Source organism: Saliniradius amylolyticus (assembly GCF_003143555.1).
Lineage (GTDB): Bacteria > Pseudomonadota > Gammaproteobacteria > Enterobacterales > Alteromonadaceae > Saliniradius > Saliniradius amylolyticus.
The window spans coordinates 2,882,594-2,897,695 of sequence record NZ_CP029347.1 but is presented as its reverse complement, the minus strand read 5'-3'; the positions used below and the strand labels follow the sequence as shown (position 1 = coordinate 2,897,695).

At 53.7% G+C, this 15,102-nt stretch carries 12 protein-coding genes; 7 read left to right on the top strand and 5 right to left on the bottom strand.

Annotated elements, in window-relative coordinates; all coding sequences use genetic code 11:
- Positions 1–49 precede the first annotated feature (49 nt).
- Together HMF8227_RS13505 and HMF8227_RS13500 are read left to right on the top strand one after the other, a co-directional pair.
- Positions 50–898, top strand: a complete 849-nt coding sequence (locus HMF8227_RS13505; RefSeq protein ID WP_204101063.1) for a kinase — start codon at positions 50–52, stop codon at positions 896–898.
- Positions 895–1,533 (top strand): UPF0149 family protein, encoded by a 639-nt coding sequence (locus HMF8227_RS13500; RefSeq protein WP_109340681.1) that lies wholly within the window; start codon positions 895–897, stop codon positions 1,531–1,533. The genes HMF8227_RS13505 and HMF8227_RS13500 overlap by 4 nt, the downstream gene beginning before the upstream one ends.
- 28 nt (positions 1,534–1,561) lie before the next feature.
- Here HMF8227_RS13500 and folE read toward each other — a convergent pair whose 3' ends face one another.
- Positions 1,562–2,116 (bottom strand): GTP cyclohydrolase I FolE, encoded by a 555-nt coding sequence (folE, locus tag HMF8227_RS13495; RefSeq protein WP_109340680.1) that lies wholly within the window; start codon positions 2,114–2,116, stop codon positions 1,562–1,564.
- Positions 2,117–2,314: 198 nt separating this feature from the next.
- Here folE and HMF8227_RS13490 point away from each other — a divergent pair, with 198 nt between their 5' ends.
- Positions 2,315–3,076 (top strand): DUF2982 domain-containing protein, encoded by a 762-nt coding sequence (locus HMF8227_RS13490; RefSeq protein ID WP_239421314.1) that lies wholly within the window; start codon positions 2,315–2,317, stop codon positions 3,074–3,076.
- Here the strand turns inward: HMF8227_RS13490 and HMF8227_RS13485 are convergent.
- Positions 3,073–6,051 carry a hybrid sensor histidine kinase/response regulator gene (locus HMF8227_RS13485; RefSeq protein ID WP_162558612.1) on the bottom strand — a complete coding sequence of 993 codons (2,979 nt, stop codon included), beginning with the start codon at positions 6,049–6,051 and terminating at the stop codon, positions 3,073–3,075. The genes HMF8227_RS13490 and HMF8227_RS13485 overlap by 4 nt on opposite strands.
- Before the next feature lie 320 nt (positions 6,052–6,371).
- Between HMF8227_RS13485 and parC the strand changes: the two genes are divergently transcribed.
- Positions 6,372–8,678, top strand: a complete 2,307-nt coding sequence (gene parC / locus HMF8227_RS13480; protein WP_109340678.1) for a DNA topoisomerase IV subunit A — start codon at positions 6,372–6,374, stop codon at positions 8,676–8,678.
- A 16-nt stretch (positions 8,679–8,694) separates the two neighbouring features.
- Here parC and HMF8227_RS13475 read toward each other — a convergent pair whose 3' ends face one another.
- Positions 8,695–9,189 (bottom strand): porin family protein, encoded by a 495-nt coding sequence (locus HMF8227_RS13475; protein ID WP_109340677.1) that lies wholly within the window; start codon positions 9,187–9,189, stop codon positions 8,695–8,697.
- 152 nt (positions 9,190–9,341) lie between these two features.
- Between HMF8227_RS13475 and HMF8227_RS13470 the strand changes: the two genes are divergently transcribed.
- The gene (locus tag HMF8227_RS13470) at positions 9,342–11,285 is read left to right on the top strand and encodes a CASTOR/POLLUX-related putative ion channel (RefSeq protein WP_109340676.1); all 1,944 of its coding nucleotides are present in this window, start codon (positions 9,342–9,344) and stop codon (positions 11,283–11,285) included.
- Here HMF8227_RS13470 and HMF8227_RS13465 read toward each other — a convergent pair.
- Positions 11,282–12,430 carry an HD domain-containing phosphohydrolase gene (locus HMF8227_RS13465; RefSeq protein WP_109340675.1) on the bottom strand — a complete coding sequence of 383 codons (1,149 nt, stop codon included), beginning with the start codon at positions 12,428–12,430 and terminating at the stop codon, positions 11,282–11,284. The genes HMF8227_RS13470 and HMF8227_RS13465 overlap by 4 nt on opposite strands.
- A gap of 113 nt (positions 12,431–12,543) precedes the next feature.
- Between HMF8227_RS13465 and HMF8227_RS13460 the strand changes: the two genes are divergently transcribed.
- Both HMF8227_RS13460 and rraB read left to right on the top strand, forming a co-directional pair.
- Positions 12,544–13,269: a 1-acylglycerol-3-phosphate O-acyltransferase gene (locus HMF8227_RS13460; RefSeq protein WP_109340674.1), complete on the top strand. Its 726-nt coding sequence runs from the start codon at positions 12,544–12,546 to the stop codon at positions 13,267–13,269.
- Between the two features lie 36 nt (positions 13,270–13,305).
- The gene (rraB, locus tag HMF8227_RS13455) at positions 13,306–13,659 is read left to right on the top strand and encodes a ribonuclease E inhibitor RraB (protein ID WP_109340673.1); all 354 of its coding nucleotides are present in this window, start codon (positions 13,306–13,308) and stop codon (positions 13,657–13,659) included.
- Here rraB and HMF8227_RS13450 read toward each other — a convergent pair.
- Positions 13,656–15,035: a diguanylate cyclase gene (locus HMF8227_RS13450; protein WP_109340672.1), complete on the bottom strand. Its 1,380-nt coding sequence runs from the start codon at positions 15,033–15,035 to the stop codon at positions 13,656–13,658. The two genes, rraB and HMF8227_RS13450, sit on opposite strands and share 4 nt — an antisense overlap.
- Positions 15,036–15,102: the final 67 nt, after the last annotated feature.

Genomic DNA, 15,102 nt, shown 5'->3' with positions numbered 1-15,102 from the left:
ATTCAGACTGGTATCATAGTGCTATGAATGTACGCACTGGAAAACAATCGTGGTCGATGGACATCTGGTCTCACTGAAACAGCAACTGCAGCAGCATCTCGGGTGTGAGGCCGGCCAACTCGAGCACAACCTGAAGTGGTGGTTGCCGCTTGCCGAGCGCGTGGCCGGACAGACAGGGCCTGTGACCCTGGCTATTGGCGGAGCGCAGGGCAGCGGGAAGTCGACCCTGGCGCAGGTGCTAACCCTGATTTTGAGTCAATACTGTGGTTTACAGGTGGCCACGTTGTCATTGGATGATCTTTATTTTCCTCGCCGTCATCGGCGTTGGCTGGCTGAAAAGGTACATCCTTTATTAGCCACCCGCGGGGTTCCGGGAACTCATGATGTGGCGCTGGGATTGGAGTTAATCCGGCGCTTTCGTAACGGCAGGGATTTGTCTTTACCCCGGTTTGACAAAACCCGTGACGAGCGTTGGCTGAATCGCGAATATGTGCAAGGCCCGGCGCAGGTGTTGATCCTGGAAGGCTGGTGCCTGGGGGCTCAGTCACAAGCCGGGACTGAGTTGGCCGCTCCCGTTAATGAACTGGAGCAACATGAGGATGCCGATGGTCGTTGGCGGTGTTATGTAAATCAGCGGCTAACCAATGAGTACCAGCGATTGTTTGCCCAGTTGGATGAGTTAATCTACTTGCAAGCGCCTGACTGGCAGCAGGTCTGCCAGTGGCGATGGGAGCAGGAGCAACGTCATCAAAATGGAGAGATGAGCCAGCCACAGTTCCAGCGCTTTATGGCCCATTACGAACGCCTGACCCGGTATATGCTGAGTAATCCGCCCAGTCAGGCCAGAGAAATCTGGGAACTGGATCAAAACAGACATATTAAAGGGAGCCTGGGATGAGTGAGAATCAGGAGTCACTAGAACAGTTTTGCCAGCGCCATCCTCAGTGGCTTTGGCCCTATTACCAGCTACAGGGCGGTCTGTTCGCTGCGGCGGCCTGCCCGGAAATTCCGTCGCCTGAGCGCTGGATGGGGGCAGTGGTAACCGCCCCAGACCCCCTGTCGCAGCAGCAAACCGATACCATGGCCGACCATCTGATGGCCGCCTTTAAGACTCAGTTGTTGGCGATGCGCGATGAACGTGTGGATTTCCCAGAGGCCTGTGTTTACAGCTCGGATATAACCTCCGAAAGTCCATTAAGCCAATGGTTACAGGGGTGTTTACATATGCACCAGCAGCTGGAGCCGGTGTGGCAGCACGCCTGGCATAAAATGCACAGCCTGGCGCCTGAGCAGGCTCCGTTGGCCGGTAAAAACCTGCGCCATGTGCTTAATCTGTTTGCCACCTTTGCCGATTTACCGCGTGCTAAACAGGAGGCTGAGCAAAGGGGCAATGCGGCGCTGTTAGAGCAACTGGATGGCGTGGCCGGTGGTTTGACACCGGCGTTACAGAGTTACGTAGCGCTGGCAGGACAGCTTGCCAGTTTTCTGCCGAATCAGTTTGAGACGTATCAGGCCCAACCGGGCAAGGAGTAAGAGGAGAGAGTTGTCCTCCCTTTCAATCCTATTTACCAATGAGGCGTAAGAACTCATCGCGCGTGGCCTGTGAGCTTCTCATGGAACCCAGCATCACTGAGGTAACCATAGATGAGTTCTGTTTTTGCACTCCCCGCATCATCATGCACATATGCTTGCCTTCCATGACGACGCCCACACCTTTAGCGCCAGTGATCTCCTGGACCGCATTGGCGATCTGTTTGGTCAGGCCTTCCTGGATCTGCAGACGGCGAGCATACATATCCACGATCCGGGCAAACTTTGACAGGCCTAATACGGTGCCCTGGGGCAGGTAGGCGATATGGCAACGGCCAATAAACGGCAGCATGTGATGTTCGCACAGGGAGTAAAACTCAATATCCTGTACCACCACCATTTCGTCCATGTCCGATTCAAATACGGCCCCGTTGACCACCTCATCCAGTGATTTCTGATAACCATCGGTTAGATACTCCATTGCCCTGGCCGCCCGTTTAGGGGTATCCAGCAGCCCGCCTCGCTTAGGATCTTCTCCAAGCTTTTCAATAATGGCATGGTAATGGTTGGCTAATTCGTCAGACATGGTCCTATCTCGTTTACAGATTGATAACGGCTGCTTTTACGCACCTTGGCCGGTTTTGGATTGCCAGGCCGGGAAAAATCCAGCTATGGTAGCATAAAATCCTCCCCGCGTAGCGGGCGAAATGTACTCTGTTTGGAATCCTGTATCAATGACAAGGTCTAAATTTAACCGACGCTGGCGTCAATGGTGGCACACCGAATGTGTGCGTTGTCGAAGGCTTCGGGCTGCCTTGCTGTGGGCATTCTTGATGATGATATTGTTATGGGGGCTGGATTGGTGGAATTAGATGGCATTTATATAAAGGCCCATGCCAAGCGCAATGGTTTTACCCTGTGCCTGGTGGGTATATGCGGCGTCGTGTTGTCATCCCTGTGGCTGACTTTTCTGCCTGAAGTTATGCAATTGGCGGGCTTTTTCTTAACCTGCGCTTCCCTTGTGGCGATTCTAATCGGCTGGTTCAAAGTGCGAGAGCCGGTGCATAGTTTTTCCCTGCACCGAGACAGGCTCAGTTACGTGAATCGATTCGGTGGCTGGCAGCTCGACTGGGACAACATTCAGAGAGTCGATGTACCCCGCATCTTGCAAGGACTGGAGCAGAAGCCATTAGAACTGGTAGGCATCCGGGTGAAACACTATGAGCCTCTGTTGGATTGTATTTCGCTGCGCCTGGCCAGCAATATCCTAATGCAGCAACGGGCGTTGTTGTTACAGGCGGACAGTGAACAATGCCAGACCGGACGCTGCTACAGCGCCAATCTCCTGGAGCAGGATCGCTATAAGTCTGCCTCAGGCAAACGTTATACTGGCATGAAAGCGATGTTCGCCCATCGCATGGCGCGAATGCGCGAGGTTCTGGGGTATGACCTGTTTGTCTATCAGTCCGACCTGGACCGGCCAGCAGAGGACTTTGTGCGTCTGCTCAGAGAGTGCCAGCAACAGACCGTCTTAAACCAGGACTAAGCGGTCGGTTCTAGCCATGCCTGGCTGTCTTGTTGAACCTGATCACACAGCTGCCATAAGGACTCGAGACGACCATGGACCTGTTCAAACTGGTTCTGTTTGGCAAGGGTTTCCATCTCTTCACACAGACTGCGCAGCTGAGGTACACCGGTATAGCAGCAGGCACCGTGCAACTTATGTAACAGGCGAGCCAGCTCCTCATTGTCGTCCTGCTCCGCTGCCTGTTGCATGGCCCCGGTGATTTCGGGCAGTTGCGCCACAAAGGCGGCCAACAGCTGACGGGCGATCGCTTCATCATTATCGGCTTGTTGCAGGGCCTGAAGCCAGTCAACATTGCTGCTGTCAGGTTCTTCGCCAGCGCACCACTGCTTGAGCAGACCAAATAACTGATCCCGGGAGATGGGTTTGGACAGGAAGTCATCCATGCCCGACGCCAGCAGCTGTTGCTGCTCTTCACGAAATGCATGAGCGGTGACGGCAATCACCGGTGTACCCTGATTCAATCTGGTTTTGCGGATGGCTCTGGTGGCAGTGATGCCGTCCATGCCGGGCATCTGTACATCCATCAGAATAAGGTCAAACTCCTGCTGCTCACAGAGCTCGACGGCGTCGCTGCCCGTATAGCTCAAAGTCAGCTCGACGGCCGTGGTTGCCAGCCAGGTCTCGATTAAGCGCAGGTTCATCGGCATATCGTCTACCGCCAGGACACGAGCTTTTGGTAAGCCCGGCTCGTCCGCTACCACAGGAGATGTGAGGGGCACAGGATCTCGCAAGGCTTCCAGGCGTTCGGTGGTTAATGGCTTTTGCAGTGCTCGAAAACCCAGAGGTTGATAGAGATCCGCCTGTCGCGCATCGTTAACCATGATCAGCTTATTGTCGGGAATATGGGGAAAGTCGGCCAGATGTTGGCGCAGCTCACCGAGACTGAGATTCCCGTACGGATTAATCAGAAGATAGTCAGCATGATGCTGATGTCGCGCAAATTGCCAAGAGTCGGCGCTGGTGACCCTGCCCCCCAGACTCTTGAGCAAAGCGGCAGTGGCCCGTCGGGAGGGCGGATAAGGGTCGTAAAGCAAGAAGTGTTGCAGCTGCCAGTAGTCGTGATCGGGCTGGGACAGATGATGGCTCATCAGATTCAGTGTCAGGCTGATACTAAAGGTACTGCCACCGTGCAATTGGCTGTCAAAGTCGATACGGCCTTTCATCAGGCGCACCAGTTCCTGACAGATAGACAGACCTAAACCCGTGCCCTGATAGTGCCGGTCTCGTGAAGACTCAAGTTGTGAGAAGGCTTTAAAGAGCTTCTCTTGTTCGTTTTCCCCGATACCGATACCGGTGTCTTCAACGATAAAGTCCATGCGGTAGCGCGTTTCGTCGATTTGCTGACCACTGGCGGCAAGGCGCACATGCCCCTGATGGGTAAATTTAATTGCATTACCCACCAAATTAATCAGGATCTGGCGAATGCGTATTTCATCGCCTAGCAGTTTTTCCGGCAAGGCCTGCCAGTCGCAGATAAAGGTCAGATTTTTATTAAACGCCGACTGTGCCATCAGCCGGGCCACGTCTTCCAGCATCTGGGTTGGCTGGAATATTGTTTGCTGCAGTTCCAGCTTGCCCGCCTCAATCTTGGAGAAATCCAAGACATCGTTAATGATATTGACCAGATTCTGCGCCGAGGTCTTGATGATAGTGACATGCTCTTTTTGTTCCCGGGTCAGGGGAGACTGATCTAGCTCATCGGTGAATCCCAGGATGGCGTTTAACGGGGTGCGGATCTCATGGCTCATATTGGCCAAAAACTGAGATTTTACAGCGCTGGCCTGAATGGCCTCTCGCCGCGCAATGTCCAGGTGAGCATTTTTCTCCTCAATGATTTCCAGGTTATTCTGTAAATCATCGGTGGCATCCTGAACCAGGTTGCTCATCCGGGTGTTTAACTTATCCATCAGGGCGAAGGAAAACAGGCCGGCTTCGATAAAAACGCCTACCTGAAAGCAGTAGGTTGTGGTGGCGTTGGAGGGCAGCAGGCCCAAGAGGCTGAACACGCCCACCAAAGCTGCGGTCAGCAGGATACTCCAGGCCACGATAAAGTATTTTGCCGGGTTAAAGCGATCCACATAGCTTACGTAGCCGGCATACAAAAAGGCGATGATGCCGGCGGTGCCTAAGGCCAGAGATATACCACTGCGTAAGTCTGGTGGAATGAAGTCGGTGGAGGACAGCAAAATATGCACCAGGCTAAGAGTGACAAGGGTATAAATAATACGAGCCACTTGCGTTGCCCGTTCCCCTAAGTCCAGGAATGTAAGCGTAAAAAAAGCCGCTGTGATGGTCATCAGCGATGAGAGGATATCTGTGTGTTGCAATAGCCATTGGATATTGGGTCCGCTTGCAAACAGCTGTAAATGGCCTCCCCACAGTAGCTGCCAGCAGATCACAGAAATCAGATACAGGCAGTAGGCCAACAGGCTGAGGTCTCTGGTCTTGGCAAGTAAGCTGGTGTTGTATAACAGCAAGATCAGCAGAGCCCCGTAAAAGCCCCCCCACAGCAGGTTGTCGATAGTCGTAGCTCTGTGGTGCTGCTGTTCTGACATCAGGGTGACGGGCACGATCCTGGCCTCGCCAATAGAGCGCACCCGAAGGTAAATATCCAACGGAACGGCTCTGGGCAGCCGTGCCTCAAGAGTGGGTAGGCGGTACAGCTGAAGGCCCTGACTCTTGCCCTGATGACTCTCGGCGATGATCTCACCGTCTTTGACCACATAAAGATCCACTTCGTCGTTCTGGGCATAATTGACATCCAGCACCCATTGCTCGGTACTGCTGGCATTGGTGACTTGTGCATACAGCCACAAGGTTTCGTTGCCAAAGCCGTAATTAGGGTTGGTGGTCGGTGGCCAGTCGAAATCCCCTTTGCGAGTGATGGCATCCTCAATGGTTAACTGGTCCTTGGGGGCGGGCAGAATCTTCACCCTATCGTCCAGCGAAAACAGATCCTCCCGGTCAAATAGCTGAAGCGGGTTAGCTTGCGCCTTCGCGTTGGGGGAGGGTACCGATAACAGAATCAGGCAAAGGAGCCCAGCGATTAAGGACCTATTTGCGTGCCAAACGGCTGTGAGATGACCAGACCCCAATGCAGGTAACTCCTTTTAAAATGATTATTATGGCGTCGATGCTACTGAGCACTTTAGCATATTATCATTCGGCGTTTTATGAACAGCGTTGATCGGGTTTTGAGCCTGACGGCGAATCAGGTAATCTAACCGCACTTCTTGTCAGTCAGAGTCAGTCTATGAGTCAGGAAATCAGCATTAGTGAAGATGGGGTGGAGCAACTGCCTCTGCGGCGCTTCACCGAAGATGCCTATTTGAATTATTCCATGTATGTGATCATGGACCGGGCCTTGCCCAATATAGCCGACGGCCTGAAACCGGTGCAACGGCGTATTATTTATGCCATGTCTGATTTGGGCCTGACCGCCACGGCCAAGTATAAAAAGTCGGCCCGGACCGTAGGGGATGTGCTGGGTAAGTTCCACCCGCACGGTGACTCCGCCTGTTATGAGGCCATGGTGCTCATGGCTCAGCCTTTTACCTACCGGTATCCACTGGTGGATGGTCAGGGAAACTGGGGGGCGCCGGACGATCCTAAATCATTCGCCGCGATGCGTTACACCGAGGCTCGCCTGTCCAAGTTCAGTGAGGTGTTACTGGGTGAACTTGGGCAGGGGACGGCTGATTGGATCCCGAATTTTGACGGTACCCTCAACGAGCCTAAAACGCTGCCAGCTCGCTTACCGCATATCCTGCTTAATGGCATTACTGGTATTGCGGTAGGCATGGCCACCGATATTCCGCCCCATAATGTCAGAGAACTGGCGGAGGCCTGCGCCCATATTCTGACCCACAAAAACACCACCGTTGACGATCTGGCCGAGTTTGTTCCCGGACCGGACTACCCGACAGAAGCGGAAATCATCACACCTAAGGCCGATCTCGCCAAGATTTATCAGACTGGCCGCGGCTCTATCAAGGCGCGGGCAGTGTACGGTGAGGAAAATGGCGAAATTGTGATCACGGCCCTGCCCCACCAGGCCTCGGGCGCCAAAGTATTAGAGCAGATAGCCGCCCAGATGCAGGCCAAGAAGCTGCCCATGGTCAGTGACTTGCGGGACGAATCAGATCACGAGAGCCCGACCCGGCTGGTAATTACCCCGCGTTCCAATCGCGTGGACACTGAACAGTTGATGCAGCACCTGTTTGCGTCCACCGATTTGGAGAAAAACTATCGGGTTAACCTGAATATGATCGGCCTCGATGGTCGTCCTCAGGTGAAAAACCTATTGGAGATCCTCAAGGAATGGTTGGTATTCCGCAAAGACACCGTTACACGACGGTTGCAGTACCGACTGGATAAGGTGTTGGCGAGGCTGCATATTCTGGAAGGTCTTTTGGTGGCCTATCTGAATATTGACGAGGTGATTGAGATCATCCGCAGCGAGGACAAGCCCAAGCCGGTACTGATGGAGCGTTTCGGACTGAGTGACAAGCAAGCCGAAGCCATCCTTGAATTAAAGCTGCGTCATCTGGCCAAGCTTGAAGAGATGAAAATTCGCGGTGAACAGGACGAACTAGAACAGGAGCGGGATAAGCTGCAAGGTATTCTGGGTTCGGAAACCAAGTTGCGAAATTTGATCAAAAAAGAAATCCTGGCCGATGCCGAGACCTACGGTGATGAGCGCCGCTCACCCATCGTTCAGCGCGCCGAAGCCCGCGCCCTGTCGGAAAAAGAACTGGTGCCTTCTGAACCGGTGACCGTGATTATTTCGGAAAAAGGTTGGGCTCGCTGCGCCAAGGGCCACGATGTCGATGCCCCGAATATGAACTACAAGGCCGGGGATAACTATCTGGCCAGCGCCAGGGGGCGTTCCAATCAACCGGCGGTGTTCCTGGATTCTTCCGGGAGGGCTTTTGCCTGTGATGCCCATACGTTACCTTCGGCCCGAAGTCAGGGCGAGCCGCTAACCGGTCGTTTTAGTCTGGTTGCCGGAGAAACTTTCGAGCATGTGGTGATGGGGGCCGATGACGATGCCTACCTTATCGCCTCTGATGCCGGCTACGGCTTTGTCGGGCGGTTTGCCGATATGGTCAGTAAGAATAAAAACGGTAAGGCTTATTTAACCCTGCCGACCGCCGCCAAGGTACTGCCGCCCATAAGGGTCACTAACCCCGACAGTGACTGGGTGCTGGCGATCTCCAACGAAGGACGGATGCTGATGTTCCCGCTCAAGGAACTGCCCACTCTGGGTAAGGGTAAAGGCAATAAGGTGATCAATATCTCCGGCGCCAGGGCTAAATCCAGAGAGGAGTACGTGAAGCTGCTTTCCATTGTGCCCGAGGGAGCCAGCGTTAAGGTTTACGCCGGTAAGCGCGGCATGACCCTGAGCGCCTCAGATTTGGAGCACTTCCAGGGGGAACGGGGCCGTCGCGGTCACAAGCTTCCACGTGGCCTGCAACGCGTGGATGACGTGGAAGTAATGGTGGCGGACACAGGGGCTCAGGCTGAGCCGAGCGTTGCCGAGGACTCAGAGGGGCAGTAAGTCTGCCCCTTATCGTCTAAAACTGGTAGCGGACACTGACGGTAAGAAGATCATTGTCGTCCAGTTGCTCTATGCTGCCCTCAAGTTGAATACGCTGGGAGACTTGCCAGCCACCGCCAATGGCCCAGCCAAACTCTTCTGTATCCAGAGTTAGGCCGCTTCCTTCGTTTCTGGCTTCAAGGCGACCGAACTGAGGGGCGGCATAAACAAATCCTTGACCAAAATGATACTGCACTTTTAACGACAAAATGGAGATATGTTCCAACTCCGCTTCGACAAGGAGTGATGTCATTTCTTTATCTACGCCAAAGCCATAGCGAAACTCAGGGGTCAACATCCACTGCGTGTTCTCAATTTGCATAGGATGGCTGACGCTGAGCATCACGACCTCAAAATCGGTTTGAGCTTGAGAGACCTGGCCGTAGACGCCTCCCAGCGACCAATCATCGGCGGCAGCAGTGTTAAGACTAACGCTAATGAGTAATAAGACGGAAAGAATAGAGCGGCGCATTTGATTCTCCCTGTTGATGTCTGGGCTTCCGTTTGGTTGCGGATTGGCGCATAGGAGACGTAGGCATGCAAACGTAATGGCATTGCTGCGAGTCGTGCTATGCTTGGCTGAAAGGCGATACAAGGCCGTATAACAAGAACAGGAGCAGCTGTGTGTTTCGCTTACGCGCGGTAGACAGAATTACCTTTATTATCGAACGCCAACTGGTCAAAGGGGCAGGCTATCAGTTAGCTGTGGTGGCCGCTGCCATCGGCCTGGTGTCCTTGCTGGGTGGTTTATTGGTTCAGCCGGTGAATCCGGACAGTAATATGGCGGAGAATGTCTGGTGGGCATTTTTACGGCTGACCGACCCGGGTTATCTGGGTGATGACGTGGGGGGGTGGCGACGGGTGGTATCCACCCTTCTGACCATCAGCGGCTACGTGCTGTTTATGGGTACGCTGGTGGCGATCTTAACCCGCTGGCTGATCGGGGCCATGACCAACCTGGAGCGAGGTCTGACCCCGGTCTCTGCAAGACGTCACGTGGTGATTCTGGGGCTGGATAACCGCACCGCTTCGATGATCCGACAGTTAATGGATGGCGAGCGGGGCAAGCGGCATTTCGAACAGCTGTACAACATCAAGAAGATGCTTCTGGTGGTTTTGGCCGAGGAAGTGGATGCCACGGTATCTCAACGTCTGAAAGTGGACGCGCAGCTGAGTACCGTTCATGGGCGTGATGTGATTCTGCGCTCCGGCAGCGCGATGCAGCCGGAGGCGCTGCATCGGGTGGCGAGTCTGGATGCGGAGGTGATTTTACTGCCCCGGCAGCAGGATCAGAGCGAAACCGGCGTGGGGGCCGATATTGAAACCATCAAGGTGTTGATGTCGTTAAGTGCCCAGGGCGAGCTTTCTCATCGTTCATTGCCGCGCATCGTGGTGGAGATGGGCGACGGCAATCGCAACTCGGTGGCCCAGCGGGCCTATAAGGGGCCCATGGAAATCGTCACCACCGACAAGATCATCGGCCGTATGTTGGCGCAGTGTCTGTTGTGTCCCGGTTTTTCCGAGCTGGGAATGGAGGTGCTTTCCAACGATGAAGGCAGCGAATTCTATATGCGCTCCGCCGAACCCTTTAGGGGGCAGACCCTGGCCCAGGCCAGTCAGTACTTCAGTCAGAGTATCTTGTGTGGCTATCGCCGCTCGGACAGCGAGGCGGCGACAATCGGTCTTTCTGCCAATGCTGATGCTGTCCTGGAAGCGGAGGATAGTCTGATTCTGTTGGCGCGGGACTATTCACAGTCACAGGCGGATACCTCAGCCAGCCGTCCGGCAACGGTTCCCGTAGCCGATCCCAAACCTCTGGTTGAAAGCGTTGTGCCTCTGCGCCACCGACGCATTCTGGTGTTGGGGTGGAACGATCATCTCCCCATGCTGGTGGAGGAGCTCACCGCCTATCAAGGCCATGAGTTTGAGCTTACGGTTATCTCTACCATACCGACGGTGGAGCGCCAGCGAGTCATGGAACAGAGGCTGGGTGAGATTAACGACAGGGTCAGGGTGACCCATGTTGAGAAGGATTATACCCTTGAGGGTGCCATCCGGCGGCTCAAGCCGGGCAGTTATGATCATATTCTGCTGTTGTACAGCGATCGGCTGTTATCCAGTGAAGAGGCGGATGCCCGGGTTCTGCTAGGTTTGATGTTGTTAGAGGAAATCGTGCCACCGGCACCTGAAGGGCCGCACATCCTGGTGGAGCTCAGTGATCCGGCCAACGAAAGCTTCCTGGAGCGCCATAACGGCGATGTATTGATCAGCCCCATGATCATCAGTCACCTGATGGCACTGATTGCCATTCGCCCGCAATTAAATGGTGTGATTGAGAGTCTGTTTAGCGCCAGGGGCGGCTCTCTGGCCTATCGGGAAGGCAGCCACTATGGATTGGAGGGGCAACACAGTTTCGCTCAACTACAGCAGGCCGCCAATGAATTTGGCGAAACTCTGTTGGGTTACTACAGGGATAAAGCCTCTGGTTTGCAACTCAACCCCAAAGCAGACCAGCCCATTGACCTTGATGCGGGCAATCGACTGGTAGTGATTACGGCTGCGAACTAGCTGGCCTCGGCTTTGGTCAGCAAAGAGTGCATGACTTTGTTAAAGGCCTTCATCCACTGGGGACAGAACTGGCTTTCGGCGATACGGTTAATCTCCACCACGGCGCGTTTTTTGGGGCGCTTGGTGTGAGTATCGTGGGCGCGGGAATGGGTCAGTGCGTCGAAGGTATCCACGATGCCCAGTAGCTTGGCTCCCTCACAAATGTCATCGCCTTTGAGGGCCAGGGGGTAGCCTTTGCCGTCCATGCGCTCATGATGTTGCAGTACGATCTTTCTCGCTTCATTCCATTGGTCCAGATGCTCCAGCAACCGGGCGCTCTTATACACATGGGAGCGCATCAGGTTAAATTCGGCTTCTTTGAGCGGCCCGGTCTTGTGCAATAACTCCAGTGGCATAAAGGCCATACCAAAGTCATGAACATAACAGGCCACCGCCAGCTGGCTCGGGTCTACCGGATTGCCGCGAATCTTGTTGATAAACAGTGCCAGCCGGGCAATGCGATCGCTGCGTCCCTGCCAGTATCGGGAGCGTCGCTCGATCGGCTCCATTAGCTCCCGGAAGAACAGGATATCCTGCTGGATACTGTCCTGGTGGGCTTCCAGGCCGATATTATCCAGAGTTTCGCGCTCTGAGGCGCGTGCCTGTTCCGGCGTCGGCGTATCGGCATCCCGGGCATCGAGCGTCGGGTCCAGTAGCAGCACACATTCGGCCAGCAGCTTTTCGTGCTCAGTACTATTGTCTGGAGTAATTCGGGCGATGTGGCGTACCAGGTGCCCATGCAGTTCATCGTCGTAGTCGGCTTTGCCGCTTTCTTTACAGCTCTCGACAAACAGTTTAACCCTGTCCATGGTGAGCAAAACAAGGTCGCTCATGGTGCTGGTATAGGCGATTTTCCCCTGACGCAGATAGTCGAGCAGATCTTCCACATGCTGGAGCAAGGGGATCAAGGGTGTGAAGTTTACCAGTCCCAGATCGCCTTTGATGGTGTGGATGGAGCGAAACAGTGCACGCTGTAATTCGTTATCCTCCGGGGATACTTCCAGTTCGATCAGTGTCTGCTCGCTCGTTTCGTAAAGTTCGTTAATCTCTTCGAGCAGGTCGTTAAGAATGTCGTCGTCCAGATCGTCCAGTGTGAAAGTTTGCATCGAAAAGGGTTGCCTCTTTGTGTCTTGGCCAAGCAAGGAAATGACTGATCAGAGATGATACAGACATAAAAACCGGTATACTCGGCCGCAATTAGAAAACTGCGGAGTTCTGAGTGCTTATACTAATTCGCCTGCCGGTAATTTTCACCTACTTCATACTGATCAATCTGGTCTTTTTGTTGATTTGTGTGGTGCGCCCCTTTCACAAGAATAATGTGATGCTGGGCTCAAAGATGTACGCTTCTATGGCCCCTTTGTTTGGCGTCAGGGTCAAACTGAGGGTATCGGATAAGGTGAAAAAGGGCGGCCCTTATGTGTATATCGGCAATCACCAGAACAGCTACGACATCGTGACCATCTGTAAGGCCACCCAGCCGGGCACGGTGACGGTAGGCAAAAAGAGCCTGGTATGGATCCCGGTGATGGGCTGGATGTACTGGTTGTCGGGGAATATTCTGATCGACCGTAAGAACAGTACCAAAGCCCGGGGTACTATTGCCCAGACGGTGGCGAAGATCCGCCGCAGAGGCATCTCGGTATGGCTCTTTCCTGAAGGCACGCGCAGTTATGGTCGCGGCCTGTTGCCCTTTAAAACCGGTGCCTTTCGTATTGCTAAGGAAACCAAGGAACCGGTGGTGCCTATTTGTGCCAGCAGCTTGCACGACAAGATTCGTCTCAATCGTTGGAACAATGGCACCGTGCTGGTCAGTGTGGGCGAGCCCGAAGTGGTGGATGACAGTCGTACTCTGAAGGAATGGGCAACACACTTTCATGGCCAGATGGCCCATGAGATTCAATTGCTCGATAAAGAGGTCGAAGCACTCGATAAAGGCCGCTAAAATAGCGGCCTATCCAAATGCCAAGGAGCACACAGCATGTCAGACAAGCAAGAGTGGTATGAGTTTAATCGCGAAACCATTGAAGCGTTAACGGAGGATGGCTCCGATCTCAGCCAGCCCCACACTATTGAATACCATCTTGCCAGCACCGATTTCGACAAGCTGGAAAAAGCCGCCGTGGATGCCTTTAAAGCCGGTTTTGAGGTTACTGACGCCGAAGAGCTGGAACTTGACGACGGCGCACTGGTGCTGTGCTTCGATGCGGTGGTAGAACGTGAATTGACGCTGGCCACCCTTAACGCCGATACCGACAAGCTGCTTGCCATCGCCGACAAACACGGGGTGGAATACGATGGCTGGGGCACCTATTTCGTCGAGCCCAAAAGTTAATCGCGAGTGTTGGTTTGAGTCGTTGTCAGCGGAATGACCTTCGAATGACGCTTATCGGTGTACATGTGCTGGTCCGCTTGCGCCATCAGCTCCTTAATACTGGTGTCCTGGCCCTGGTAAATGGCATACCCCATACTGATTGAAGGTCGTATTGTCTTTGAGTGCCAGTTCAGCTCGTTGGCTTCCACATGCTGTTTCAGTTTAGCCAGAACGCGGTTAACCTTTTCTGGTTCGGCAAGCCGGTTGAGAATCAATACAAATTCATCCCCCCCAATGCGGGTGACAAAGTCTGACGAACGTAGTCCGCCTTTAAAAGACTGGGCCACCAGTTTGAGTAGCTCATCGCCGGCTTCATGGCCAAAGGTGTCGTTGACGACTTTAAACCCATTCAGGTCCAGATTCACCAGAGTAAATCGGGACGAATGAGACTTACCTTTGACCATTTCTTCCAGTCGTGACATCAGGAATCGGCGATTGGGCAGACCAGTGAGTTCGTCGTGCAAGGATACCTTGTGGGCTGCGTTGTATGCGCGGACGAACAGTATGGAAGACAACAGTACCAGCACGGCAATCAGACTGCCGAGCAATCGCACCCGATCTCTGGCGGTGGCAATTGCGGCAACGTTTGACAGTTGGTAGTTAACGGCCATTTGCCAAGTCCCGCTTGGCAGCTGTATGGTGAATGTTGCCTCGGGCTTCTGAAACAAGGCTGGATCGCCGTAAAACACCTCTCCCTGGGCGCCCATGCCGTCTTTCCCCCTCAGGGCAACGCTGGCTCCTTCGATACCCTCAAAATCAGCCAGCGCCATCAACTTATCAAAGTTCAGAACGACACTAACGGTACCCCAATAGTTTTGATTCTCCGGGTAGTCCTCGAAAATAGGAAAACGAGCAATAAGCGCGACACCGCCTTGCACCAGCTCTAATGGACCGGCGATAAAGACGTCTCCGCTGGTGCGTGCCGCCATAACGGTTTTGTATTGTTCAGGACGAGTCCGGAAGTCCAGGCCGATGGCCTTTTCGTTGCCCTCTAAAGGGTAAACATTGGAGATAACATCATCGGGCGCAATACCGACATTACGGGCCAGCTGGCCCTTGCGAACGAGTTTATCGGCAATGGCAAACCAGTTCTCAACCGCGGCATCCGGATCGATGGTTATCACGGTTGAGAGACTGTCGGCCAGATACGTATCGCGGAATAAAGCGGCCTCAAGTTCGGATTTGGCAGCGAGTAACTGATTACGCACCAGAGATTGTTGTTGCTGTCGTTCTTCACCGGCGTAAAGGGAGGCCAGCTTTTCGACAGTATAAAACGAGGCGTAAAGGTAGCAGGCGACAAGTGCTACGTAGAACCAAGATGTTTTAGTTGATTTCATGGCTTACACCTCCAATATAACAACACTTATAGATCAATAACGTCGGTTTGGATTGTTCTGTTGATAA

Bases quoted from the DNA above. Each gene is read 5' to 3' on its own strand.
- HMF8227_RS13475 (WP_109340677.1), bottom strand. From the start codon at position 9,189: ATGCGCCGCTCTATTCTTTCCGTCTTATTACTCATTAGCGTTAGTCTT.
- HMF8227_RS13465 (WP_109340675.1), bottom strand. From the start codon at position 12,430: ATGCAAACTTTCACACTGGACGATCTGGACGACGACATTCTTAACGAC.
- HMF8227_RS13500 (WP_109340681.1), top strand. From the start codon at position 895: ATGAGTGAGAATCAGGAGTCACTAGAACAGTTTTGCCAGCGCCATCCT.
- folE (WP_109340680.1), bottom strand. From the start codon at position 2,116: ATGTCTGACGAATTAGCCAACCATTACCATGCCATTATTGAAAAGCTT.
- rraB (WP_109340673.1), top strand. From the start codon at position 13,306: ATGTCAGACAAGCAAGAGTGGTATGAGTTTAATCGCGAAACCATTGAA.
- HMF8227_RS13490 (WP_239421314.1), top strand. From the start codon at position 2,315: ATGTGTGCGTTGTCGAAGGCTTCGGGCTGCCTTGCTGTGGGCATTCTT.
- HMF8227_RS13450 (WP_109340672.1), bottom strand. From the start codon at position 15,035: ATGAAATCAACTAAAACATCTTGGTTCTACGTAGCACTTGTCGCCTGC.
- parC (WP_109340678.1), top strand. From the start codon at position 6,372: ATGAGTCAGGAAATCAGCATTAGTGAAGATGGGGTGGAGCAACTGCCT.